The following is a 25,652-nucleotide window of genomic DNA, read 5'->3' as shown; positions in this document are numbered from 1 at the left end:
CAGCCAAATTTGTAGCCCCTATAACGTACAAACTGTAACTCATTGATTTTTATAATAAAACTGAAAAAACTTGTGTATAAAACTTAGCGCTATGGTAATTGTGTACTTGATTGATGGTGAGGTAAGTGGTGTGTTGCTCCCGCAGGTTTTGTATTCTATTTCCTGAAACGAAAGCAACCAGTTTTAAATTGAAAAATGTTTCTAGTTTTTAGGGGCTTTGTCTGAAAACAGCTTTCCAAACGCATCGTAAACAGCAAGATGCAGAGTGTCACCATGGTCTAGTTGTTCAAAGTAGCCGAAGTGTATTTTTGTGTTGCTCTTCTTATTATCTAGCTTGTTGTATAGTGTTCGCGCTAGGCGCTCCATCACTTCCCCCTCTTTTCCAACTCCAATATAGATCTGTTTGTCCTCACAGCAGTCTTCAGGGATGCTTGTCAGAAGAGATTCTCCACTCCACCATAAGCTTGGGCTGATAATAATATAGTTGTCGAAAAGGTCCGTATGTTTTAACAGAATTTCTGTAGCTACAAGTCCTCCAAGAGACTGACCTATCAGTGTGGACTTTTCTTTTGTACGGAAATTGCTCGCAATAATGGGTTGAACCTCTTTATCCAAAAAATCAATAAATTCCTTTGATCCGCCTGATGATGGAAATTCTTTTTGATCTAAAGCTATTTTGGATGGAAATGTATAGTCGCGTTTTCTATCAATATTTTCTATGCCTACAAGAATTGATTCTGGAAGCATATTAATCCAAGAGAATGAGCCGAATTGGAGCACTCCCGCTATATGGATAAAGTCTTCGGATAAGGAGCCATCTAAAAGAAAGATTACAGGGTAGTTTCTTTTAGGTTCACGATGGTAGCTCTCGGGTAAGTAGACATTTAAGGTGCGCTTCTCCTTTAATATCTTTGATTGAAAACTAATTGAGTCGCCAATTACCAGGGGAGAACTCTTAAGGTCTGTAGCCTTTGCGAAAGTAGCCATAAGAAAAAATGAGATGAGAGCCAAATACTTGACCATAAGTTATATGCCCTTTGAAGGTTAAATTATTCTTGAAATAGATAGGGTCTGTAGAAGATTCATATTGAAACGGCCTAATACTAGCACCGGGAAGGGTGGTGGTTGTAGTAATGCTTTATCTAAAGGTTAAAATTATTCATCACTCATCATTTATACATAAAGTCTTGTTGGGATTGGCGTTTGGACATGGAAGGGGATGAGATTGCGACGTTTTTCTTCTGCTCTAGCTGAATGGCTTTCCTGGTTTCGCATTCAGGCCGCTTTAAGTAGAAATTTGGATATTTGGCCTGAAAATGTACCAATCTAAGTGGTTGGAATTTTCCCGGTAAGTACTGCTGAATTTAGTAAAGGTGGCCACTTGCAGGAGGTCAATTTTACAACCTATTTTGCTAGCCCCGTCAAACCCTTGATCATTGGCACGTATTGCGTCCCGAGATGCTTAGCTTGTGAATCAGAAATTAACCCGGCACAACCTGACTGACTGGTCGGATTTTGGGGTTGTTGCATGGGTGTAATTCCTATTTAATTAATCAACTGATTAATTAAGGATAAATGCCTGTGACTGACAATCCATCCACTCGAGGCCGCGGGCGCCCAAAAGATCCTGAGCGTGAATCCCAGGTGCGTGAGGCACTTATGCACTCAGCCTACTCTCTACTTCGGAATAAGGCCTTCCGTGATATTTCGATTCGGGAGATTGCTCAGGGAGCAGGGGTGAATTCTGCGATGATCAGTTACCACTTTGGCGGTAAGGAGGGGCTAATTATCGAGGTGGTTCGGAGCCAAATCATGCAGTATGGCCCCGCGTTTGTTAGTGCAGGGCTGGATGGAGGGGAGCCCTCTTTAGAGTTGCTGAAAGAAGCAATGAGTCGAATGATACGCCTATACATCAAGGAGCCCTGGATTCCGCGCCTGATTGCTGATGAAGTGGCTTCCAAATCTGGTCGAATGCGCGAACTCTTTGTTGACAGGTTAGCCTCACAACTGGTGCCAAAGCTGCGCGGGTTGCTGGGAATTCTCCAATCCAGCGGCCAGTTGCGAGAGGACCTGGATATTGACCTGATGCCAGTCTCTTTTATCAGTCTGATTGCCTTTCCCTTCATCGCTGGCGACCCCTTGAAGGAAGGGTTCGGTTTTGCTCTGGGGGAGGAAAACCGGGAGAGATGGATTAACCATACCGTTCAACTCTTACTCCGTGGCGTTTCCAATAAATCTGTGACCAAAGGCGAGGAAGTCGGCAATGGAAATTAAGACTCATTTGAAAGCGCTGATGAATCGCCGGCTGGCATTACCAGCTTTGATAGCGGCGGGGGTGTTTATATCTATGGCATTGGTCGTCACTAAAGGTGAGCCTAAACACGATGCTATTGAGGCTCCTATAACGGTGGTAGACGCAATTAAAGTGCAGGAGTTACCGCTGCGAGCTCAAGCCATTGCATATGGTGAGGTGAAACCCAGTACTTTCCTGGAAGCCAATGCAGAAGTCAGTGGTAGGGTGGTGTATACAGCTCCGGAATTGGAGCGGGGAAATATTATCTCTGCCGGTACACTGGTGTTGAAGATCGATGATACCAGCTACCAGCTTGCCCTGGCGCAGGCTGAAAGTGACTTGGCTGCAAATCGCGCTAATTTGCAAGAGCTGGATGTGGAAGAAGCTAATAGTAAACGCTCTTTGGGCATCGCCGAGCGCACTCTCAAATTGGGTGAGAAAGAACTCGCTCGCAAACAAAAGTTAGTTGCTAAGGGAACCGTCTCCCGCTCGACCGTAGATACTGAAGAACAAAATATGCTGCGCTTGCGCCAGGAAGTGCAGAACCAGAGCAGCCAGCTTTCCCTTTTCCCGACCCGCCGCAAAGTGATTGAAGCCCAGATAGCTCGCTCAGAAGCTCAGGTACGAGACAGTAAATACAATCTGGAGCGCACCCAGGTGATCCTGCCATTTAATGCTCGTATTGGCGAAGTTCATGTTGAAGAAAACCAATATGTTGCTGGCAATGCCCGTTTATTTGATGCAAGCGGCCTTGCACAAGTAGAAATTGCAGCAGAGCTTCCTATGGTTCATGTGGCTCCACTTTTGCGCAATTTAAGGCCTGACATAGATTCCAATCCGACTCCTGATGATCTACCCAAGATGCTATTGGGGCTGGAAGCTCGGATCACCCTGGTGGGTGGCCCGGGGAATAGTGAGTGGCAGGGGAGGGTAGTGCGCTTGGGTGGAACCCTGGATAGCACCAGTCGAACACTCTCCGTTGTTGTAGCTGTGGATGACCCCTATGGCAAAGCGGTGACCGGTGAAAAACCACCGCTATTTCGCGGTATGTATGCCCGTGTAGAGTTATTGGCTCCCGCCGCACCAGCACTCGCTATACCCCGCCGCGCCCTCCATGAAGGCAAGGTCTATCTGGTACAAAATGGTCAACTAAGAGTGCGCCCTGTACAGATTGACTACCACCAAGGCGACACCACTGTGATCCGCGAGGGATTGAATCCCGGTGAGCAGGTTATTGTGACTGATGTAATTCCTGCGATTAATGGAATGGCAGTTTCCGTCGTCAGTGATGAGCAATCCGTTGCGGCGAGTGCTAGAGGTACCCAGCAGTGATACGTTATTTTGCCGGTCACCCAACGGCGGCCAATTTATTGATGGTTGCGCTGATGCTAAGCGGGCTTTTTGTTCTGCCCAGCATGAAGCGTGAAACGATGCCGGAAATCGATAAGTTTGAGGTTCAGGTTTCGGTACCTTATGCCGGCGCTGCGGCAGCCGAAGTGGAAGATAGTATTTGTCTTCCCTTGGAGGAGGCCACCGATGGAATCAGCTTTATTGATGAGCGATTGTGTGAGGCAAAAGATAATCTGGGCCTGATGACCCTCAAGATGCAAGAAGCGGGTGATATGGACCAGTTTGTTGCTGATGTGGAGTCCGCAGTAGACAGTATCGATTCGCTTCCTGCAGAAAGCGAGCGCCCGGTGATCGAAGAACTGGGCCGCACTCAGGGGGTGGTTAGTATTGCTATCAGTGCTGACCTTCCTTTGCCCCAATTAAACCAGCTGGCGGAGCACTACCGCCGCGAATTACTCCGCGATCCCGCTATTCCTATTGTGCGCATTTCCGGTTTTTCTGACCACCAGCTTCAGATTGAAGTTTCAGATTATAACTTGCGCCAGTACGGACTCAGCGTGATGGACCTGGCCAATATTATTGACCAGCAAGCGATCGACATGCCCGCCGGCAAGGTATCCACGCCGGATCGAGAATACCAGGTGCGTTTTACCGAAGAGCGCCGCACGGTTGCAGAATTGGAAAACCTGGTGGTGATTAAAGGTGGTGATGGAGCGGAAGTTCGACTTGGGGATATTGCAAAAATTTACGATGACTTTGAGCTGGCTGAAGACAAAATTACTTTTGACGGCCATCGTGCAGCGCTTCTCAATGTCGAGAAGAATAGTGTGGATGATAGCTTGCGTGTGCTTGAAGCCGTACGCGACTTTGTCGACCGTGAAAATGAAAATCTGCCTGAGGGTATGCAACTCACGCTAACCCAAGACAGCGCCTCTATCGTTGCGGATCGCTTGCAGATGATTATGGCTAACGCCTGGCAGGGCCTGATTTTGGTAGCGCTGGCTCTCTATCTGTTTTTCAGTGGCCGCTATGTCTTTTGGGTGGTCATGGGCTTGCCGGTTTCATTCCTGGGTTCGTTTGCACTGATCACGGCCATGGGCGTGTCCATTAATATGATCAGTCTGGTAGGACTGCTGATTGCCATTGGTATCCTGATGGATGATGCCATTGTGTTATCGGAGAGTATTGCCAGTGAACACCGTGAGGGAAGGTCGCCGTTGGAAGCGGTTATCAATGGCACCAAGCGAGTGGCTCGTGGAGTACTGTCTTCATTCGCAACTACGGTAATGGTGTTTGGGGGGTTGATCTTTATTAAGGGGGATATGGGGCAGGTCCTCAAGGTGCTCCCCATTGTATTGATTTCTGTATTGCTCATTAGTCTGATCGAAGCTTTCCTGATTTTGCCGGCACACTTGCGGCATGCCCTTGAGCATAAAAGTCGCACCCCTGCCTGGAAGCAGGCTTTTGCCAAACGTTTTGATGGTTGGCGAGAAAATATGGGGCGCGCAGCGGATTGGGCTGTTAAATATCGCTATGCCTTTGTCGGGGGTGTATTTGGCTTGTTCCTAGTCACTATTAGTTTGATGACATCGGGGATCGTCAAGTTTCAGGGGTTTCCCACCTTGGAGGGCGATTTATTGCAAGCTCGGATCTTAATGCCTCAAGGCACTTCTTTGGTCGATATGGAGAAATTAGTCGATAAGCAGTTGAAGACGTTGGATCAAGTTGCCTCAGAGTTTTCTGAAAATGAAAGAGCACCTTTGGTAAACCATACGAGTGTCACTTTTGGAGTTAACGGAGATGCCTTTGAATCGGGGCCCCATGTGGCCACAATTAATGTCGATCTGCTTGCCGCTGAAGGCCGCAATACCAGCATGGATGAATTGCGCCATGCTTGGCGTGAGGCCGCCGGCGACACACCAGGGGCAATCGCTATTCTTTACAAAGAACCGGCCTTAGGCCCTGCCGGCCGTGCTATCCACTTGCGACTTGCCGGTTTGGAGTTGGATCAGCTAAAGGCAGCGTCCATTCGCTTGCAGAATTGGTTGCGTGGATACGACGGCGTAGTGAATGTGGTGGATGACTTGCGTCCCGGCAAGCCACAACTCACCGTCAAAATGCGTGAAGGCTCCTATGCCTCCGGCCTGGATGCCAGCAATGTCGCCAATCAGTTGCGAGCTGCTTACCAGGGGATGGAGATAGATGAAATTCAATATCGGGGGGAAACCTACGAGATTCAGGTTCGTATGGATGCAAATTCCCGCGGTGCACTGAGCCGTTTCGATGAATTAGTCATTATCCATCCAGCTACCAAGCAACGAGTTCCGCTGATTGCCGTTGCCGATATAGAAATGAATCGGGAGTATGCGCGAATTCAACGTATTGACGGCGAGCGGGTAGTGAGTGTGTTTGCTGATGTCTTCACTGAGAAAGCGAATGCTGGACAGGTACTAGGTGACACCCAGGAGAAGTTCCTGTCTGAGCTTACCCGTGAGTTCCCAGGATTGCGCGTTGATATGCAAGGGGAAATGAAAAATAGTGAGGTTACCGGTAAGTCCATTGGTCGGGCCCTGTTAATAGGTGCCATTGGTATCTACCTTCTCCTATCCATGCAATTCCGCAGCTATGTGGAGCCGTTGATTGTATTGGTGGCTATTCCTTTGGCGCTGATTGGTGTTATCTGGGGGCATCTGATCATGGGGCAGAATATGTCTATGCCAAGCATGATGGGTTTTGTCTCTCTCGCCGGAATTGTGGTCAATGACTCAATATTGTTAGTGGAGTTTGTGAAGCGGCGAGTGCGTGAAGGAATGGATGTGCATAGCGCGGCAAGTCAAGCCAGCCGCGATCGTTTCCGAGCCATCTTCCTTACCTCACTGACCACAGTTGCAGGCCTGTTGCCACTGTTATTTGAAACCAGTCTGCAGGCACAGGTGTTGGTGCCGCTTGTTACCAGTATTGTATTTGGTATCAGCAGTTCTACTATTCTGATCCTTTTGGTGCTACCGGCACTATACGGAATACTGGAGGACTTTGGGTTTACTGAACCTCAAGAAGATAGTGATGGCGAAGACGTATTAGTACCGGCGCCTATGGCAACTGCGCCAAGTAGTTGATCGTTTTATACGAAGGGAAGCTGGTTTCCTGGGATATACCTAGCTTATTACACCTAATAATGGTGCTAATAAGTTGGGCAGTCAGTGTTTTGGGCTAATCAATCCACAGATCTACGATCTATCGTTTTGCCAATACTAGTATAGAAAAAATAATAACTCATAGCCTCCAAAATAGTTTTGGGGGCATCGTCATTTCGGCTTTGCTTCACTGAACTCTTGTAATCCCGTTTTACCGATTTCTTTAATTTCTCTCTGTGTAGAATCGACAAGCGTATTTCCACCTGGTCCCAAATAATAATGAACTATCTTCTCGACGAGATTGGAAGTGCTAAAAGCCCATACTGCTTCGGTGGGTTCCAATATTTCTCGCTTATGTCTCTTAACCGCTTAATGGACATTAGTACTTTTGAGTGTTAATTGCGCACCTTCATAAACATCTCAACCCATAGTCATTCACTATGCCATCTTAGGTGTATAAATATACAGTTTTGTATATTAAAATGGAAAACCGATAAGTAGCACTTTAGACTCCCTTAGAGCCTAAGTTGTTACTGGTAAAGCCAGACACGTACTACTTCAATCTAAATTCGCAAAGGAGCAAATATGAAAATTTCAGGAAAGTTCGAGGTTACTGTAAAGCCGATGGATCCGTATGCGAAAGGTAGTGAAGGAAACAGCTTGGGGCGTATGTCAATTAATAAAGTCTTTTACGGTGATCTTTCAGGAGAAAGTCGAGGAGAAATGCTAAGTGCAATGACTCCTGTAAAAGGATCTGCGGGGTATGTAGCCATAGAGCAAGTTGCCGGTACTCTAGGTGGTAAGCGAGGCACGTTTGTTTTACAGCACTTTGGGACCATGAAGAAGGGAGAGGACTTCCTTATTTTAGAGGTTGTGCCTGATTCTGGCACTGGAGAACTAGTGGGACTCTCTGGGAAAATGTCTATTCAGATGGATGGTGGAGTTCATTACTACGACCTTGAATACCAACTTGATTAATCGTAGTTTTTGCCTGTATAGCGTCAGGGAAAGATTGTTCGATCGAAATTTATACGGCCTGTGCTCGTCTTGATTGAAGGTGCTACCTCGGATTGAATATTTGCCAATAGAAATTCAATCTGGGGGATCAGTGTCGTTTTCATAATATCTAAGTTTAGAAGAGGGGCTGAACAGGTGGGTAAATCTGCGGGGATATATTGGTGAGTGTATCGTCAAAGAACTTCCTTCCTGTATAAAACAAGATGATATCGCCAGTGGAAATCCGCTGACGATAAATTACTAGGTTGCTAAAAGTCATAGGAAAGCTGGGCGATCAGCTCTCGTGGTTGGCCGGGAAAATGTCCTTGCCGCTCATTAAAACCGCTCACTGCATACGTTTTATTCAAAAGGTTGTTTACGTTAATACTCAGCTGAATATCATCCCAGCGAGTTGCCCAGCTGGCATCGAGTACAGTGTAGGCCTTTATTTTTTGATCATCGAAGCTTATTTGATCGCTCACATAGTCGGCACCAATGGCAAACGCTGAGTCCCAGATGCTGAGGTCATAGCGGGCCCACAAGCCTGCTTGGTGTTTGGGTGCATTTACGAACTGACCTGAGTCTGACACATTGCGTGAGTCACCCTCAGCGATATACGTATCGTTGTACGCATAATTAGCTGTTATGCTTAGCCTCTCAGTTATGTCACCGACTAAGGTGAACTCGCTTCCACCACTTTGAACCTGCCCGAGGTTGATAATTTCGGCTTCATTCGGGGTCTCATCGGCACTGATATAGGCGGGGTTACTTTGGGCCATATTTGCTTTTTTTATCTGATAGAAGGCTAGAGTGGTCAGGATACGCCCATCCAGCCATTCCTTCTTTACACCAACCTCCACTTGACTGCCAGTACTGGGTTCAAGCTCCTCAGCGCCGCCCTCAAAGTCGTCTGCGCTCACCGGATTAAAGCTCTGGGAGTAATTTGCATAGAGGGATAGTGTATCTACGGGCTTATAAGTGATGCCTGTACGGTAGCTTGCATCATTATCTTTGTAGCTATTGCCGCTTTCTTTTTCAGTTTCATCGAACTGATCAAGGCGCGCACCTAGCATCCAGAACCACTGATTGGTCAATTCCACAGTATCCTGGATATAAATGCTGGTACGGATGCTGGCCGTACCATCCTTATTCATATTGATAAGGTTGTAAGTTGACGGGTCAGTTATGCCGTAGTTGAGTTCGTAGATGTTGAGGTTTGTAACACCGTCTGCTCCAGGGCGCGCTCGCCAATAGTCATATTTTGTATCAACATCATGATAGTCACCACCAAGCAAAATCTGATGATTCATACCTGAAATGTCTGTGTCATACACAAAGTCCAAAGTAAGGCTCAGCTCTTCATTTGCCCGGTACTGATCGCGGTACTCACGGCGGATGGTTCCATCTTCAGCATTGGCCATTCCATCACCATTGATGTCTACCCAACCGCGTGATTCGTGATAAGCCTGCTCCCTTTCATTTTCCATGTAACGCAATGTTGCGTTAAAGTTCAGGCTATCTGTCACCTTATGCTTGACTTTAGTTCGAAGAACCAAGGCTTTTAGGTTTTGATAATCAGATTTTTCGTTGGTGTTGTAGGAGGGATCTACCAGGAATTTGCCGTCATCATTAACGGGTACGCCGCGCAAGCGGTTACCGCCTAGGTTTTGTTCTATGTGCTCGAAGGTGGTCGTCAGGTGAGTGTCTGCTGAGAGGTCAAATAGTAGTCCCCCGGCAAGTTCAATGTTCTCGCTGTTCGCATTATTGCGAAAGCTATCTTGAGATTCATAGAAGCCTCCTAAACGATAGGCGATATTTCCAATTACACCGCCTGTTAGCTCGACAGAAGCTCCTTTTAGCGATTCGCTTCCGGAGGTGACTGTTAATTCACGGCGCTCATCGAAGGTTGGCCTCTTGGAGGTGTAGTTAATCATCCCTCCGGGCTCACCGCCGCCATAGAGGGCGGAGGATGGCCCTTTTAGTACCTCGATGCGCGCTACATTTGATACTTGAGGAACACTAAACCCCGAATAGGGATCGCCGCGGACTCCATCGTAAAATATATTTTTATTGTCTCGAAATCCCCGAAATGTGACTCCGGAATAGCTGAATTCACTAACTCCTGCGATGGAACGGTACAAGTCAGTGATATCCCGGGCAGCCTGGTCTTCAATAAGCTGTTCACTTAGTACTTGAGCAGACATTGCAATATTCAATAAGTCTGCGTCAGTTTTAGTTCCAACTTGTGTATGAGAGTCCAGATAAAATTGTTGGGCTCTACCAATAACTTCAACTTCTTCTACCGTTTGAGTTACTTCCTGGGCAGACACCAACGCAGCAGGGGCTAGTGAGGCCCATACTGCCAAGTTGAGTTGTTGAGGGTACATATTGATAGCATTCCGTACAAATAGGGTCGATTATAATTGATAATGGCTGAAATTTTTGAGATGTAGTAATAATTGTGAGGCAGTCGCAGGAAGATAAAAAGCTATTGTGCTGATTGGAGAGTAGGTAGGAAGAGTTGATAGCTGAGAACCCTAGCTTTCAAAAGCATTGATTTTCATTGAAAGGGTGTCAGTAATAGGTTAGGGAATTGATGGTTTGTTCGAATGATTGAATTAAGAAACATTGAAAAGAATGATGAAGCACTACTGGTTGAGTACTTAAATGATGAGTCTGTGCTTAAGTATTTGTCATCGAGAATTCCTCACCCTTATACATTGGAAGATGCTGCTTGGTGGGTTGATAAAGGTTGTAAGAAGGAAGGGGTTGTAAAGGCAATAGAGTACAGAGGGGCCTTTTGCGGGATTATAAGTATGCGCGAGCAGCTGTTTGAGCATTCTCACTCCGGTGAGGTTGGATATTGGGTTGCGCGAGAATTTTGGGGGAGAGGAATTGCTACTATTGCTTTGACTCAGTTTACTCGTGAGATTTTTTCTTCACAAAATATTGTCAGGCTTTATGCCTCTGTCTTTTCCGGAAATGTCGGATCAATGAAGGTTTTACAGAAGGCGGGGTATAAGCATGAAGGGACTTTAAGCTGCTCAGTAAAAAAAAGGGGGTTTTTATTTTGATGAGTACATTTTCGCCAAGGTGAATGTCCCATCATAAAATTTCGAGTTATATTCTTAGTTGTGGAATATTAGAATTGAATAGAGATACTGAATTCAGTAGAGAGCTGAGCAGGATATCAAAATACTTCAGCTACCTGCTCAGGCATAAGCCTGAAGCCATCGGCTTGTTTATGGATGAGAATGGATGGGTGGCAGTTGATGAGTTGATTCAGAAAACTGTAGACTTTGAGCTAAACAGGGATTTGGTTTCTGTCGTTGTGGAAACCAATGATAAGCAGCGGTTTTCTATAAGTGATGATGGTCTTTCTATCAGAGCCAATCAGGGACATTCTGTAGATATTAATTTACATTTAAGCCCCCTTGAGCCACCAGGTGCGCTTCTCCATGGCACTGCAGAGCGTTTTGTTGAAGATATCCTCGCGCAAGGACTGAAGAAAATGCAAAGGCATCATGTTCACCTGTCAGAATCCGAGGCAGTTGCTCGATCTGTTGGGGCCAGGTATGGCAAGCCCGTACTGTTAAGGGTGGAGGCTAAATCCATGCATCGAGATGGTTTTGATTTTTATCGCTCTGCTAATAATGTGTGGCTGGTTGATCATGTGCCAGTCAAGTATATGAAGTTACTTTAAAGGTAGGGATTATCAGTATTGTTATATGGGTACTGTTAGTGGAGGGATACTCTAGAGTCAGCTTATTTATAAAGGAAGAGCCATTGATCAAGATACACCCCTTGAATGGATAGGCCTATTGGGGGTGAAGATCGCTTTATAAATTTTTATGCCATAATAAGGAATAATTATAATTTTTCTGTATACCAAATTTTTGGAGTTACAAGCACGCCAGCCTTTTTTCTAGATTCTTCAAGCTCACTACTATTGACAAACTTGATAGCATGCTCCTTCGAAGGAAACTCATGGATCACTGTTACATTGTGATGGTTGTCAATTTCTCGGTATACAGATGTAGCTGTAGCGCCCATTTGCTTCACTATAGGCATAAACTCTTCTAGCACTCTGTGCCATTCGTTGAAGTCCTTAACATTCGCGTGCATAAATAGATGTATCATATGGATACCAGTTGGTCAGTAGATGCTGCGTGTTATACAACCTTGTGAATAGTTATAGTAGTTAGCTATTCAGGGTCAAGTTTTAAAAAGGTTCCCAATAGTAGCCTTTGGGTCGCAAAGGAGATGTTTGGCGGGTAGTTGGGGGTCGGTTGTTATAATAGGCCTTTAAGGAGCCTCTGAATAACTCCGTGATACCTCTGGCATGCAGAGCGGTTCACAATCAAGGCGCGGCTTCGCAGGAATGTCTAGACCTTTCAAGAAGTTGCAACGCGGAGTGTGAATCGCTCTGCAAGCCCCGAAGGGCGGGCCTTGAAGGCCACAGCTGCTGCGTTGCAGCTCTTGCAAAGGGCTAGGCCATTCGCGGCGAGCTGCGCCTAACATCTGCAGCCTTCAAGACCCGCAGAGGCATTATGGAGTTATTCAGAGGCTCCTTAAATTTATTAATTGTATGGAGTCAGGGGATTTGACTTAAATAGTATAGTTAGTAAAGCGCTATCTTGTGAGTCAACCTTAGCCCCTTATTGCGCTGCCTACTTTCTAATTAAATCCACAGGAAAAGTACAAGCTCCGTATATTGCTATTTAATTCTGTGCGATGAGGTGAATTCAAATGGGTACGATTGTTTTGTTTTGGGTTTCTTATAAGGCTCCAGTCTAAAAATAGTAATTTTAACTTATTGATTAGCTTTTCTGAGTAAGTGTATCTTTCTATTTGTTCCTGCCCATTAATGAAAATAGATAGTTTGGCGGTGATTTTCGCAATGTGGCGTGTATCTACTGTGTTGAAATTTTCTGGTATCGGTAGATAGTGATACCAAGATTTGATTTTTAGTGCATATTGAAATTTGAGCTTTTTCTGGGAGAGCTTATGGATCTGACTATTTCTATTTTAGGGCATGCACTTACAGCTATCGCGGCTCTTTTGGCAATTCATGGGAAGACATGGGATGAAACCCAAATTGGCCTGAAAAGGGTAACCAGGATAGGCGGTGTTGCAGCCGGGGTGGCAGTTGTTGGTCTGGCGCTTTCAATCTTTCAGACTATCGATAAGTATCAGGAAAAAGCTGCTTATAAGGAATATGCAATTTCAAAAATTGAAAAGGGGTGGAGCAATCTTTTTGTTCCCTTTGAGGCGCTCCACTACCAGGTGACAGGCTTGAAACCCAAAAAGGGGGAGCACCTGGAGTTTGCCGAGTTGGTATTGAAGGAAAATCTATTGGCCAGCTTTGATAAGGTGGACTTTAAAGAAGTTCATCGATTCCCCAAGTTTGGGACAGTTGGGAATATGGTTTGTGCACAAACACTTTCAGGTATGGGGACGGTTTCCAGATATATTGAAGAGTACTCAGATCATTTGGATTTAGAAATCAAGGCTTCGGTAGAGGAGTTGCAGTTAATGCCTGCTTTTTCCACACTAATACGATTTGGTGGCTGTCCCGGTATTAAGGGGCGCTCAGTCAACGATCCTGATCGTTATCAGGGGAAATTTGATACTCCGGAAATGCGAGCTTACATCAGGAAGTTAATCGCATTTCAGAAATTAATAGGCTAGGGGGTAAGTACTTAGTGGAGAGATAGCAAAACGGCAGCTCAATAGCATACCGTTTTGCAGTCGGCTGTGATCATGGTCATATATCAGACGGCTCGACCTTGCTTCTTGAATATTGTGATGGCGCTGATAGTGAGTTCCTTGACTAAAGCCTCAAATTTTTGCAACGGCATATTTCTAGCCGGAGCAATATTCAATAGGTGCTCGCTGACTTGAACGAGTTTCAACCCTTTGGGGGGTGAATGTGGGCGGGAAATCTACAAACCCATCCTGTTAGTGGTAGTTTGTTGATAGCTTCTCTATCGAGAGCTTGAATTCCTTTGCCGTTAGCAATGATTACTTCGATATCATCAAGGTGGGTGGTATCAATGTTTTGGGGTTTTCTTGGTGTTGAGTTAGGTTTTCTAAAACTCTCGAGTTTTAAAAGTTCTTCGTAGGTGATATAGAGCTCTTTTCCAGACATTCTGATCTCCTTCTCACGGTCATCAACTAAAACTTGTGTCCGATGCTCCTGAGGATTTTGGGTTGAATCGGATCGCTTTTATTTTTTAGTGTTTATTAATCTAGTTGTTATTCCAAGAATCGCAATCAAATTCGATGATTGCATCATATAGACAGATTGATACTTTGGGCAATGTTTTAAGCTCTCAATAGGGGGGCTAAGAATATTCCAGCGACTGATTGTGTAGAAAATTCACGAAAACCGCCGTTGTGATCTGAGTTTGTTACTTGCCGGACTGGGGGTTATTATTTTAAGCGTTGGCGTAATGCTTAAAATAATAAACTGCCTTGCAGTTATTCAAATTTATTTATGTTTCCTTTTTGAGGTGGTGTTTGAAGGTTTATCTGGCTGATTGAATTTTGAAGCGTGACCTTTGATTTTGGCTAGCTTAAAAACTCGTTTTCCTTTTATTTGATGCCTCACAGGTGCTTCTCTTCTGGGGTCTCCAGGTGGAATGGGAGAGGTTTATTTAATTTCATTTAAGAAGTCTTGCGTCGATATATCTTTTAGGCATGTGATACATCCTCGCGCTGGTAAGTAGGTCGAGTTTTAGATTAAAGCAATCCCTGTAAGACAGAATTGCAAAAGCTGGCGTGCATAATGCTTATCTCGGATACAACGTATAAAAATGGATAAGCACTATGGAAGAGAAGGATTCGATTGACAAGAAAGTGTCGAGCAAAAAAATTAGCCGTAGAAATTTTACTAAAGGAGCGGTGCAACTGGGTATTGCTGCCAGCGCGGCTTCGACAGGATTGGTTTCCGCTCTCTCAATGTTGGATCGGAATTTCTATGATCAATATGACTACGTGATTGTTGGGTCGGGTGCGGGTGGGGGGCCATTAGCGGTAAATTTAGCAAAGGCGGGATTTTCTGTTTTGGTGTTGGAAGCTGGTGCTGACGATCCCAGTGATGACACCCATAATATTCCAGCATGGCACCCCTTCGCGTCTGAAGACCCCAAATTGAGCTGGGACTTTTTTGTTAAGCATTATGCAGATATCAATCAGCAGAAACTGGACGAAAAATACGTTTCCGGGAAGGGAATCCTCTACCCACGGGCGAGTACTATCGGTGGTTGTACCACGCACCACGCACTGATTACGGTCTATCCACATAACAATGATTTTGACCGCATAGCACGGGATACAGGGGATATTTCCTGGGATAGCGCAAACATGCGGCGATATTTTGAGCGTTTAGAGCGTTGTGAATATGTGCCCCGCCCAATTTTCTCCAATCCATCTCGCCACGGTTTTGATGGTTGGCTGCCCACGAATCGCGGCAACCCCGCGTTGTTGCTGGAAGACCCGGCGATCTTGAAAGTTGCGCAGGCTGCGCTGGCCAAGTATGGGCTCGAAGGGGCCCTGGAAAAAATTATCAGCGGCAATCTTCGCCTGGATATCAATCATTGGGACGTGGCCAGTGGCCAGGAAGGGCCTTTTATCGCCCCTATGGCAGCAGATAGTCGAAACCGCCGTACCAGTGTGCGCGAATACCTCTTAGATACCCAGTCAGTTTACCCAAACTTGCTTCATATTCGTACAAATTCACTGGCAACTCGTGTGTTGTTTGAGGGGAATACTGCTGTTGGAGTGGAGTTTTTAGAAGGGGCGAGCCTGTATAAGGCAGACCCTTACCATGACGAAAGCGGTACTGCCGGAGTCTTGAGGCAAGTGCGGGCAAATCGCGAGGTTATCTTGTCTGGAGGGGCCTTCAATAGCCCGCAACTTCTCAAATTGTCGGGAATTGGTCCCGCCCATGAGCTCCGAGATCACGGCATAGAGCCCTTGGTAGATCTGCCTGGGGTAGGAGAGAACCTCCAGGATCGCTACGAGGTCGGAATCGTTAGTGAGATGAGTGAGGATCTTGCCCTTCTTAAAGATTGCACTTGGGGGAGGGGAATGATCCCTGCTTAAATCGCTATCGCTATGGCTGGTTCAATCAGGGGCCCTACAGTGGAAATGGTCCGGTATTGTCTCTAGTCAAACGTTCCAAACCGGAGCTGGAAGATCCCGACTTGTTTATTTTCGGAGTGCCCTCCGATTTCCACGGATACTTTCCCGGGTACTCCCAGGCGTTGCGGGACTACAAAGACCGTTTCTCCTGGATTGTACTGAAAGGCCATACGAACAATACCGCCGGGCGTGTGACCCTGCAATCTGCTGATCCCAGGGATACGCCGGAAATCAACTTCCACTATTTTGGTGAGGGTAATGATGCTCTGGGAGAAGACCTTCAGGCAGTTGTTGAGGGGGTAAAAATTTCCAGGGATATTATGTCGGGCCCTATTGTGAACAAGCAGGTCTCCAGGGAATTATTGCCCGGTAATGAGGTTCAATCAGATCAGCAAATTGGCGATTTTGTTAAGAACCAAGCTTGGGGGCATCACGCTTCCTGTTCCAATAAAATGGGGCCTGCCAGTGATCCTATGGCAGTTGTCGACAGTAAATTCCGGGTTCACGGCACCAATAATTTAAGGGTAGTGGATGCTTCGGTGTTCCCCCGAATCCCCGGTTTCTTCATTGTGGTGCCGGTCTATATGATCAGTGAAAAGGCGAGCGATGACATCATTGCTACAGCAACTGGGCAGAGCGCTTGAGGATTTGTATGTGAAATAAAAAGCCCCGCAACGCGGGGCTTTTTATTTAGAACGAGATGTTCTTCGGTGTGCGCGGGAAGGGGATTACATCGCGGATGTTGCCCATGCCGGTCACGTAGGACACGATGCGATCAAAGCCCAGGCCAAAGCCCGCATGAGGCACGGTGCCGTAGCGGCGGAGGTCGCGATACCAGTCCAGGTGTTCCTTGGGTACATTCATTTCATCCATACGCTCATCGAGCTTCTCCAAACGCTCTTCACGTTGGGCGCCGCCGATAATTTCGCCGATTCCCGGTGCCAGAACGTCCATTGCGGCAACAGTTTTACCATCGTCGTTCATGCGCATGTAGAAGGCTTTAATATCCTTCGGATAGTTCATCACGATAACTGGCTTTTTGAAGTGCTTCTCTGCCAGGTAACGCTCATGCTCAGAGGCCAGATCAATACCCCAGGATACGGGGAACTCGAACTTCTCTTTGCAGCTTTCCAGGATTTCAATCGCTTCGGAGTAGTTGATGCGGGCGAAATCGTTGTCGACGATATTCTCCAGGCGACTGATAGCCTCCTTGTCGATGCGCTGGGCAAAGAAGGCCATATCATCGGCGCGCTCTTCCAGTACCGCCTTGGATACATACTTCAGCATTTGCTCGGAGAGATCGGCTACATCTGCCAGGTCTGCAAAGGCAACTTCCGGCTCAACCATCCAGAACTCTGCCAGGTGGCGAGTGGTATTGGAGTTTTCTGCACGGAAGGTGGGGCCGAAGGTGTACACCTTGGACATGGCCAGGCAGTAGCTCTCAACATTCAGCTGGCCGGATACAGTGAGGAAGCTCTCTTCGCCGAAGAAGTCCTTGCTGTAGTCCACCGCACCTTTATCTGTGCGCGGCAAGTTCTCCATATCCAGGGTGCTAACCCGGAACATCTCCCCGGCACCTTCACAGTCAGAAGCGGTGAGAATTGGGGTGTGCACGTAGAGGAAGCCGTTCTCGTGATAAAAACGGTGGATCGCTTGTGCGATACAGTTACGTACGCGGGCCACGGCACCACTGACATTGGTGCGCGGGCGCAGGTGAGCGTGTTCGCGCAAGTGCTCCATAGTGTGGCGCTTGGGGGACATGGGATAGGTATCCGGGTCTTCCACCCAGCCGACAACCTGGACTTCGGTGGCGAGCAGTTCGATAGACTGACCCTTGCCTTCGGATGGTTTGATGGTACCGAGGATATCTACCGCGCAGCCGGTAGTCAGGCGCTGCACTTCTGACTGGTAATTGTGCAGGTGATTCTCAGCAACCACCTGGATCGGATCAAAGCAGCTGCCGTCGTGTACGGCCAGGAAAGAGAGGCCGGCTTTGGAGTCGCGGCGGGTTCTGATCCAGCCTTGAACGCGGACTTCTTCGCCCTCGCGACCGCTGGATTTCAATAGGCTATCTACGGATTCGACTTTTACTGTCATTTTCTATCGGTTTCTCATTAGTCCGGAAGGTGGTGTTCTGTCAGCTTGCCTAAAAGTTGACCACCCCACCAAGGTGAAGTTACGGCGGGCATATTGACTGGTTGTAGAGGGGAAATCCAGTCCCTTGGCTATCGGGCAGCTCTTCAAAATCTCCCTAAGGACTTTGAAGAGCTGTTATGGCCTCTATATTGGTGATGTCTCACCAGCGGATTGCAATGGGGGTGCCGATTTTTACGAGAGCCATAAACTCATCCATCTCGTCATTGGTAAGGGCAATACAACCATCGGTCCAGTTAAAACGTTGGGTGATTGGAGCGAACCAGCCCAGTCGATTGCGCTGGCCATGGATCATAATGAAGCCACCTGGAGAGACTCCCCGAGCCTCAGCTTGAGCGCGGTCTTCGGCATTGGGGTAGGAGATATGCATTGCCCGATAATAAGAGGAGTCTTCTTTTTTGTAATCCAGCGTGTAGTGTCCCTCAGGGGTTTTTTCATCGCCTTCCTGCTGCTTGTGTCCTTGGGGTTGCCCGCCGAAGGCTACATGGTAGCTCTTTATAACCTTGTCGCCATCGAGCAAGTGCATTTTGTTTTCGGACTTAATCACTTCCACCAGGGTGACTTCAGCCTGGGCAATAGTGGTTAATGCAAAAAACAGAATGGCGATATAGCGCACGGCTTGTAACACCGGTTGGAGGTGGTTGCTTCAGGTTGCTGTGATCTTAAATTTCCGAATCAGCAAAAGGGTGGGGCTGAATTATCTTGCAGCTGCAGCTAGAGTGGGGTGCTTCACTTTGGGTGAGGCAGGCAGATTCAGTTGAGCGCCTGCCAGGATGTGCTAGATCAGCCGCTGGGTTTTTTCACTGTGTGTAGGACGGTGTCCTGTTCAAAGAAAACGTAGAACTCGCCGTATTCCCAGCGCGTGATAGCGGGTTCGCCAATTGGCCCTTCAATACCAAGGGGTTCTCCCAGGCGTGAGGTCACATCATGTTTTTTAAGCCCACGGACTTCTTCAATGGTGAGCTCCCCACCCTGGGTGCCTACGGGTACTTCAATGGTTGTCGCCTGGGCGCCAAAAGTAAGAAGTAGAGCCATTGAGCCAGCGAGACAATTCAATCCGCTGCGGAGTCTGCTGAACATTTTTTGTTCTCCGATGTAGATGTTCCATTAGCCGTCCCATTAAAACAGAATTTCCGCCAATGCTCCTGTTATTCTTCACGTTTTCGCGCCAAGAATAGAAATAAATGCGCCTCTTTGGAATGTTAGGTGCCATGAGTTGATGGCTAAATTCTTGCAGCGCTACTACTTCGAATTTTGATGCGATTTAACAGAAGACGGCTTGGCTGGCTGTATCGGCGCCTATGCTAGGCTGTTAATTATGCTTGGCTTGTCGAGCGGACAAGAATGAGGCTGGTTAAAACCTTTTCAATTCTCGGCCTTCTGATCGGTTCCATCTGCTTTGCGCTTTCCCTTACCCCTTCCCTTGTTCCTCGCAGTGACTTTATGCAGGGAATATTGGCCGGCGTTGCGTTCTTTGTAGGCTATGTCTTCGGGGTCATTCTTAGTTGGCTCTGGAAATACCTGGGTATTCCAAATCTGGCGGTTTCTCCATGGCAGAGGCGCTTATTTGATCGGAGCGTATTGGCTGTATGTCTCTTGGTTATCCTTTTATCTCTTTGGCAGGGAGTGAGGTGGCAGAACTCGATCCGTGCTCTTATGAGCATGGAGCAGGTGGGGTCCGTAGGACCGATTACTGTAGCTATGACCGCACTACTCATGTTCCTGGTTTTGTGGTGCCTGGGAAAAGGGTTTCAGCGAATAGTCCTCCTGGTGGCCTGCTATGTGGAGCAGCATGTGCCCGAGCGAGTGGCGATGCTTGTGGGTGTATTAGCGGCTGTGCTTCTTTACTGGGCTGTTTTTAATGGTGTGCTGTTAAAAGCAGGATTGCATGTAATTTCATCGACCTATCAGCGGCTAGATAATTCATATGCAAAAAGTATTTCTCCACCGGCCGACCCCAACCTTCCTGGCGGCGCCAATTCGCTGATCAAGTGGGATGACATTGGCAATCAGGGGCGCCGGTTCTTAACGCTGGGGCCGACAGAAGAAGAAATAAAAGAGGTGGCTGGCTCTGCAGTACAGCCCATCAGGGTTTTCGTTGGGCTTGATAGTGCTTCGACGCCCATGAAGAGCGCTCAGTTGGCGCTGGAGGAATTAAAGCGGGTTGGTGCATTCAGGCGTGAGATCTTGTTAGTGGCAACTCCAACCGGCGCCGGCTGGGTTGATCCCGGTGCTGTAAATTCTTTAGAGTTTTTGTATCGAGGTAATACCGCCACTGTTGCGGCGCAGTATTCCTATTTATCCAGCCCGATAGCGCTGATGGCGGATGATTCTGAGGGGCTTGAGTCGGCGCGAGCATTGTTTAAGGTCATTTATGATTATTGGGCTGAGTTGCCAGAAGATGAGCGGCCCCGAGTTTACTTGTTTGGCCTCAGTCTTGGCGCTCAACTTTCCGAAGACTCCTTCGACTTTTATGACATTATCGATGACCCGATTGATGGAGCCCTTTGGGCTGGGCCGCCCCTCGGTGTAGGCATGTGGAGCCGGATTGTCAGAAATCGAGATCCGGGCACTCCCGCCTGGTTGCCAGAGTTCAAAGGGGGAGAGGTGGTGCGCTTTGGTAATCAGTACGGAGGCTATATTGGCCGTGAGCCATGGGGTGAGTTCAGGATTGCATTTTTGCAGCACGCCAGTGACCCGATAGTATTCTTTAGTGTGCGCTGGGCGCTGGAAAGGCCCGACTGGTTGAACCATCCCAGAGGACCTGATGTATCGCCGGATCTCCAGTGGTACCCTCTAGTTACCGGCTTGCAGCTGCTGGCAGACTTAAATGTAGGGCTCGCTCCGTTATCTTTTGGCCATCGGTATACCCCGTGGGGATACACCTTAGCGTGGCTCGCCCTTACAGAGCCAGAGGAGTGGGATGAGGAGGCGTTGAAGCGCCTGAAGGCCCAGCTCAAGACTTACAACGTTCGGTAAACTTGCCTAAATCTTTGGATTTCCTGACGTTTTTCCGTTTAAATCGACCCTATGTTAAAACCTGTTCCCCTATTTATTGGTCTGCGCTACGTGGCTGCCCGCCGCAGGCAGCAGTTTATTTCCTTTATCAATGGCTTTTCTCTACTGGGAATGGCCCTTGGTGTTTTTGCGTTGATTGTTGTCGCTTCTGTTATGAACGGCTTCGATCGTGAGCTTAAAACCCGAATACTAAGTGTTGTACCTCACGGCTTTGTCGAGCGGGAAGGCGGCCTTGTGGACTGGGAGACACCTGCACGGCAGTTGGAAGCTCAGCCACATGTCGAAGCGACCAGCCCTTTTGTGAATGGCTATGCCCTCTTGAGTGCTCATGGCAGCAGTCACGGTGCCCAGTTCCAAGGTGTGGAACCGCAAGCGCTGCGCAAGGTGTCTACCGTCGGTGAGCATATGGTGATGGGTAACCTGGATTTGCTCGAGCCTCGCAGCTATGGGGTGGTTCTGGGGCGAATCCTTGCCCATCAGCTCAATGTGATTCCCGGAGATTCGGTAATACTGACCCTGCCAGAAGTCAGCGTTACCCCCGCTGGTATATTCCCGAGAACAAAGCGTTTCACGGTTGCCGGTGTTTTCTCTGTGGGTGCGCAGGTGGATCAGAATGTCGCGCTGATCAATATTGAAGATGCTGCGCGTCTGACCCGGATGACGGGTAAGGTCCAGGGGCTGCAGTTGCGCTTTGACGATATGGACAATGCGCTGGGGCTTGTTTCTGTTTATGCAAATGAGCTGGGCGAGGGTTTTCAGGGTGAAGATTGGGGGATTCCCAGGGAAGTCTTTTCCAGGCAGTTAAAATGGAAAAGACCGTTGTCACGTTGATGCTGATGATCATTGTCGCCGTGGCCGCATTCAATATTGTCTCCGCATTAGTACTGATGGTTGCGGATAAGCGCTCCGATATTGCAGTGTTGCGAACATTGGGGCTGACCTCCCGTCAGATTATGGCGGTATTTGTGATTCAGGGCAGTGCCATTGGCATTATCGGCGCTTTTGCCGGTGCTGTTTTAGGCATCGTGATAGCGATGAACCTGACTGAAATGGTGAGCTGGATTGAGTCGGTAGTAGGCGCCAAGATATTTGATCCCCGTGTTTTCTTTGTTAGTTACCTGCCTTCTGAATTCCGTGTCGGCGATGCAGTGGTGGTGTTAACGGCGGCAATTTGTATGAGCCTGCTGGCAACGATATTTCCTGCCTGGCGAGCGGCACAGATTGAGCCGGCGGAAGCTTTGCGTTACGAATAATTTATATAAGTCGGCCTGTTTTGGTGTGATTTATAGATGTTGAGAGACAGCGAATAATTTGATGAACAGTCGAGTGGAAATAGATACGGAAAAAGCGCAGCCAGCTCCGGCCCCGGATGGTGCTGTTTTGGCTTGTCGGCAATTGCGCAAACATTATCGCCAGGGAGGCCGGGACCTGGAGGTTCTGAGTGGTGTTGAGCTTGAGGTAAAGCGGGGCGAGAAATTGGCCATCGTCGGCGCTTCTGGCTCTGGTAAATCGACACTGCTCAACTTGCTTGGTGGCCTCGATACTCCAAGCTCCGGTGAGGTCTGGGTTGCAGGTAAGAATCTCGCTGAACTCAACGCCAATGAGCGGGGCTGGTTGAGAAATAGCAGTCTCGGTTTTGTATACCAGTTTCACCATTTGCTTAACGAGTTTTCCGCCCTGGAAAATGTTGCCATGCCACTACTGATCGGCAAGCGTTCAGTTGCCGAAGCCCGCAAAGAGGCCGAGGCGATGCTCACGGCGGTAGGCCTGGGTGAGCGCATGGGGCACAAGCCATCACAGCTTTCTGGCGGTGAACGGCAGCGGGTGGCCATTGCCCGGGCACTGGTGACAAGGCCTGCCTGTGTTTTGATGGATGAACCCACCGGCAATCTGGATCGGGCTACGGCGGCAGAGATCCACAAGTTGATGGATCGCTTGAATCAGGAGATGGGAATTAGCTTTGTGATCGTTACCCATGACCCGGATCTGGCGGCGGCCCTGGATCGCTGTCTGCATCTGATCGATGGGCGGCTGACCGCTGACTGGCACCAGGGTGATCATGTTTAAGCCTCTTCCCGCCTATATTGGGCTTCGCTATGCCGGTGCCCAGCGCAGAAATGACGATTCGGCCGGTTTGGTCTCATTCATTTCCGGTTTATCGATGATTGGTTTGATCCTCGGTGTCGCCCTGATGATTGTGGTGATGTCGGTGATGAATGGTTTTGACCGGGAGTTGCGCGAGCGAATCCTGGGAATCATGCCCCATGTCACTATTTACAACGGGAGCCCTGATGTGGATTGGGCCCAGTTGCGCCAACAATTGGTTTCTGACCCTGCGGTTCTCTCTGCGGCAGAAGTGTGGCAGGTCAATGCGCTTGCCAGGCGTGGGGCTGAAGTGACGCCGCTGTTGGTGCAGGGGGTCAACCCGGAGACAATTACTGAAGTTTCCAATATCGGGGACTTCCTTGAATCCTCATCCTTCGATGCCTTGCTTGACCCATCTGAACCGGGTGTGGTTCTGGGTAAAGGGCTCGCTGAGAAGTTGGGGGTTGAGGCGGGTGATTACCTTTCCCTGATTGTACCAAATAACGATAGTGCCACCGGTGCACGCAAGGCAGCCAGGGTTGCTGGATTTAAAGTGGCGCAGGTTTTTCACTCTGGCACTGTATTGGATCAATCTCTCGCCCTGGTTGCCTGGCAGCAGGCCAGGACTCTGGCTGGAGGTAGCGGTGGGGCAGGGGTCCAGTTACGGGTCAATGAAATGCTCGAGGCCAACTGGATTATGCGGCGTCTTCTGCAAGACCTGCCTCGGGGCAATTTCTACGGCACTGATTGGAGCCGAACCCACGGCAACCTCTACCAGGCTATTCAGATGTCCCGCAACCTGGTGGGGTTACTGGTTTTCCTGATTATTGCGATTGCCGCTTTTAATGTGGTTTCCACTTTGGTAATGGTGGTTATCGATAAGCATGCTGATATCGCCATCCTCCGTACCATGGGTGCCAGTACCCGACAGATTTTGCTGACTTTTGTGAGTCAGGGGGCGCTGGTCGGGCTTGTGGGGGCTGTAGTTGGCGGTGCGTTGGGGGTGTTAGGCTCGCTGACGGTGACCAAATTGGTAGCGGGGCTGGAGTCAATGCTCGGCATTCAGTTCCTAAAGTCTGATGTCTATCCCGTGGATTATTTGCCGTCCCAGTTGGTATGGGCAGACGTGGCACTGGTTGTGGCGGCGGGCTTTCTACTTAGCTTGCTGGCAACTTTGTATCCGGCCTTTAAGGCCAGTCGGGTTCAGCCGGCAGCGGCCTTGCGCAATGAATAAGTCGGGCCGGGCTTTTGGGTAGGGTATCAATTATTAGAAGATATCTACCGGTGCCCGCCGCAATTTTGGCTTGGGTGCTGGCTGCCTGTTTTACCTTGATGCTGGATGGGTGGTACCTAAGGGTTTTTTGTCCGCCTGATATGCGTAGTGGTTCCGTTTGCTACGCAGAGGGGTGGGAGATCTGGCCCATTTGGATTGTTTCACTGGGAGCGGTACTTTCAGCGTTTATGGTAGTGTGGGCGGCAGCGTTGGCTGCGGCTACCGCCAAAATTAAGGTGGCCCGCAAGGCTTTATTTGTTGGAGCTATTGCAGCTCTGGTGCTAGGTGCTCTTACCGAGTATTACCTGCAGGCATTGCTGGCAATTGCTTCAGGGGCTTTTGCCTGTTGGTGCCTGCAGAGGGTTTACAGTGGGAAAAGTTAACTGACCGCTGATCGCCTTTGGATTCGCAATTTCCATCTTTTCACAACGTGCCAGCGCCAGAGGGCACGCATGGCAAAATAGGCCACTGTCGCAAAGAATGCCCCGGCAATCAGAGAGCCGGTAAATAGTGGCAGCCAGATCTTCCCGACTTCACTGGTCAACCATTCCCACGACAGTTCGATGCTGAAATCCACCGGTGGCGCCCCCAGAACCCAGGCGCCGAGCTTGTAAGTGCTAAAGAAAATAGCCGGCATGGTGATCGGGTTACTGATCCATACAAGAATCATCGACAAAGGTAGATTGCAGCGCAGCCAAAGTGCGAGCAGAGCGGCAATAACCATTTGCCCTGGCAAAGGGAGGAAGCTGGTAAATACGCCAACCGCAAATGCGACCGAGACTGAGTGTCGGTTCAAATGAAAAAGGTTGGGGTCGTGGAGAAGAGTCCCCAGAAATTTGAGGCCATTGTTGGCTCTAACTTCTTCGGGGCTTGGCAGCCATCGCCTGATAATACTCTTCGGCATAACTCTGTCTGTAACCTGGGTGGTGGCAGCCTAAAACAAGCGCTGTTCCGAGGCCTGGATATTCTTTCTGTGGGATTTTCCCTAAGCCCCAAATAAAGCATAGAGCGCTCGCGTTAGTCGAACAGGCTCATCTGGCGCGGGCGCTATTATGCCCACTTAAACATGGCAAGACTACTGCTCTGTTGAAAGTCACCTATTTTGCCCTATTGTCAACAATCCTTAATGTTTAATCGGGGATGCCTGCAGTTGACGAGAGAATGCTGGTGATTTAATGTCATGCCCCATTAAGATTGTCGA

The 25,652-nt window shown here is 48.4% G+C and carries 21 protein-coding genes and 1 pseudogene; 14 read left to right on the top strand and 8 right to left on the bottom strand.

Going from position 1 to position 25,652, the window contains the following annotated elements; translation table 11 throughout:
* Positions 1-201 precede the first annotated feature (201 nt).
* Complete coding sequence (locus QT397_16185) at positions 202-1,023, bottom strand: alpha/beta hydrolase-fold protein (GenBank protein WNZ54428.1); 822 nt, start codon at positions 1,021-1,023, stop codon at positions 202-204.
* 558 nt (positions 1,024-1,581) lie between these two features.
* Between QT397_16185 and QT397_16180 the strand changes: the two genes are divergently transcribed.
* The 4 genes from QT397_16180 (at position 1,582) to QT397_16165 (ending at position 7,755) form a co-directional block, all read left to right on the top strand.
* Positions 1,582-2,274 (top strand): TetR/AcrR family transcriptional regulator, encoded by a 693-nt coding sequence (locus QT397_16180; protein ID WNZ54427.1) that lies wholly within the window; start codon positions 1,582-1,584, stop codon positions 2,272-2,274.
* Positions 2,264-3,625, top strand: a complete 1,362-nt coding sequence (locus QT397_16175; protein ID WNZ54426.1) for a hypothetical protein — start codon at positions 2,264-2,266, stop codon at positions 3,623-3,625. Before QT397_16180 ends, QT397_16175 begins: the two co-directional genes overlap by 11 nt.
* A complete protein-coding gene (locus QT397_16170) occupies positions 3,622-6,759 on the top strand; it encodes an efflux RND transporter permease subunit (GenBank protein WNZ54425.1) in 3,138 nt (1,045 codons plus the stop codon). The genes QT397_16175 and QT397_16170 overlap by 4 nt, the downstream gene beginning before the upstream one ends.
* Before the next feature lie 603 nt (positions 6,760-7,362).
* On the top strand, positions 7,363-7,755 hold the full coding sequence (locus QT397_16165) for a DUF3224 domain-containing protein (protein WNZ54424.1): 393 nt from the start codon (positions 7,363-7,365) through the stop codon (positions 7,753-7,755).
* A 287-nt stretch (positions 7,756-8,042) separates the two neighbouring features.
* Here the strand turns inward: QT397_16165 and QT397_16160 are convergent, their stop codons facing one another.
* Positions 8,043-10,160 carry a TonB-dependent siderophore receptor gene (locus QT397_16160; protein ID WNZ54423.1) on the bottom strand — a complete coding sequence of 706 codons (2,118 nt, stop codon included), beginning with the start codon at positions 10,158-10,160 and terminating at the stop codon, positions 8,043-8,045.
* 222 nt (positions 10,161-10,382) lie between these two features.
* On the opposite strand from QT397_16160, the gene QT397_16155 reads away from it, so the two are divergent.
* Both QT397_16155 and QT397_16150 read left to right on the top strand, forming a co-directional pair.
* Positions 10,383-10,847, top strand: a complete 465-nt coding sequence (locus QT397_16155) for a GNAT family protein (protein ID WNZ54422.1) — start codon at positions 10,383-10,385, stop codon at positions 10,845-10,847.
* 23 nt (positions 10,848-10,870) lie between these two features.
* Positions 10,871-11,476 carry an RNA 2'-phosphotransferase gene (locus QT397_16150; GenBank protein ID WNZ54421.1) on the top strand — a complete coding sequence of 202 codons (606 nt, stop codon included), beginning with the start codon at positions 10,871-10,873 and terminating at the stop codon, positions 11,474-11,476.
* A 167-nt stretch (positions 11,477-11,643) separates the two neighbouring features.
* On the opposite strand, the gene QT397_16145 is transcribed toward QT397_16150, so the two are convergent.
* Positions 11,644-11,898: a DUF1330 domain-containing protein gene (locus QT397_16145; protein WNZ54420.1), complete on the bottom strand. Its 255-nt coding sequence runs from the start codon at positions 11,896-11,898 to the stop codon at positions 11,644-11,646.
* A gap of 882 nt (positions 11,899-12,780) precedes the next feature.
* On the opposite strand from QT397_16145, the gene QT397_16140 reads away from it, so the two are divergent.
* Positions 12,781-13,464, top strand: a complete 684-nt coding sequence (locus QT397_16140) for a hypothetical protein (protein ID WNZ54419.1) — start codon at positions 12,781-12,783, stop codon at positions 13,462-13,464.
* A gap of 220 nt (positions 13,465-13,684) precedes the next feature.
* On the opposite strand, the gene QT397_16135 is transcribed toward QT397_16140, so the two are convergent.
* On the bottom strand, positions 13,685-13,924 hold the full coding sequence (locus tag QT397_16135) for a hypothetical protein (GenBank protein ID WNZ54418.1): 240 nt from the start codon (positions 13,922-13,924) through the stop codon (positions 13,685-13,687).
* A 680-nt stretch (positions 13,925-14,604) separates the two neighbouring features.
* Between QT397_16135 and QT397_16130 the strand changes: the two genes are divergently transcribed.
* Positions 14,605-15,882: a GMC family oxidoreductase N-terminal domain-containing protein gene (locus tag QT397_16130; GenBank protein ID WNZ54417.1), complete on the top strand. Its 1,278-nt coding sequence runs from the start codon at positions 14,605-14,607 to the stop codon at positions 15,880-15,882.
* Complete coding sequence (locus QT397_16125) at positions 15,855-16,565, top strand: GMC oxidoreductase (protein WNZ54416.1); 711 nt, start codon at positions 15,855-15,857, stop codon at positions 16,563-16,565. Before QT397_16130 ends, QT397_16125 begins: the two co-directional genes overlap by 28 nt.
* 46 nt (positions 16,566-16,611) lie before the next feature.
* Here QT397_16125 and asnS read toward each other — a convergent pair whose 3' ends face one another.
* The 3 genes from asnS to QT397_16110 all read right to left on the bottom strand — a co-directional run bounded on the left by asnS (position 16,612) and on the right by QT397_16110 (position 19,155).
* A complete protein-coding gene (gene asnS / locus QT397_16120) occupies positions 16,612-18,018 on the bottom strand; it encodes an asparagine--tRNA ligase (GenBank protein WNZ54415.1) in 1,407 nt (468 codons plus the stop codon).
* A gap of 199 nt (positions 18,019-18,217) precedes the next feature.
* Entirely contained in the window at positions 18,218-18,691 is a 474-nt protein-coding gene (locus tag QT397_16115) for a L,D-transpeptidase family protein (GenBank protein WNZ54414.1), read from the bottom strand.
* A gap of 167 nt (positions 18,692-18,858) precedes the next feature.
* Positions 18,859-19,155: a hypothetical protein gene (locus QT397_16110; protein ID WNZ54413.1), complete on the bottom strand. Its 297-nt coding sequence runs from the start codon at positions 19,153-19,155 to the stop codon at positions 18,859-18,861.
* Positions 19,156-19,419: 264 nt separating this feature from the next.
* Between QT397_16110 and QT397_16105 the strand changes: the two genes are divergently transcribed.
* The 5 genes and pseudogenes from QT397_16105 (at position 19,420) to QT397_16085 (ending at position 24,834) form a co-directional block, all read left to right on the top strand.
* The gene (locus QT397_16105; GenBank protein WNZ54412.1) at positions 19,420-21,054 is read left to right on the top strand and encodes an alpha/beta-hydrolase family protein; all 1,635 of its coding nucleotides are present in this window, start codon (positions 19,420-19,422) and stop codon (positions 21,052-21,054) included.
* A 51-nt stretch (positions 21,055-21,105) separates the two neighbouring features.
* A pseudogene (locus QT397_16100) lies at positions 21,106-22,346 on the top strand (lipoprotein-releasing ABC transporter permease subunit).
* 61 nt (positions 22,347-22,407) lie between these two features.
* Positions 22,408-23,160, top strand: a complete 753-nt coding sequence (lolD, locus tag QT397_16095) for a lipoprotein-releasing ABC transporter ATP-binding protein LolD (protein ID WNZ54411.1) — start codon at positions 22,408-22,410, stop codon at positions 23,158-23,160.
* The gene (locus QT397_16090; GenBank protein ID WNZ54410.1) at positions 23,153-24,412 is read left to right on the top strand and encodes a lipoprotein-releasing ABC transporter permease subunit; all 1,260 of its coding nucleotides are present in this window, start codon (positions 23,153-23,155) and stop codon (positions 24,410-24,412) included. The genes lolD and QT397_16090 overlap by 8 nt, the downstream gene beginning before the upstream one ends.
* A gap of 50 nt (positions 24,413-24,462) precedes the next feature.
* On the top strand, positions 24,463-24,834 hold the full coding sequence (locus QT397_16085; GenBank protein WNZ54409.1) for a hypothetical protein: 372 nt from the start codon (positions 24,463-24,465) through the stop codon (positions 24,832-24,834).
* Here QT397_16085 and QT397_16080 read toward each other — a convergent pair.
* Complete coding sequence (locus tag QT397_16080) at positions 24,831-25,355, bottom strand: DUF2062 domain-containing protein (GenBank protein WNZ54408.1); 525 nt, start codon at positions 25,353-25,355, stop codon at positions 24,831-24,833. The genes QT397_16085 and QT397_16080 overlap by 4 nt on opposite strands.
* Positions 25,356-25,652 lie beyond the last annotated feature (297 nt).

It is taken from the genome of Microbulbifer sp. MKSA007, assembly GCA_032615215.1.
GTDB lineage: Bacteria > Pseudomonadota > Gammaproteobacteria > Pseudomonadales > Cellvibrionaceae > Microbulbifer.
Note: the sequence above shows the minus strand (reverse complement) of the source record. Positions and strands in the feature narration are given on the sequence as shown.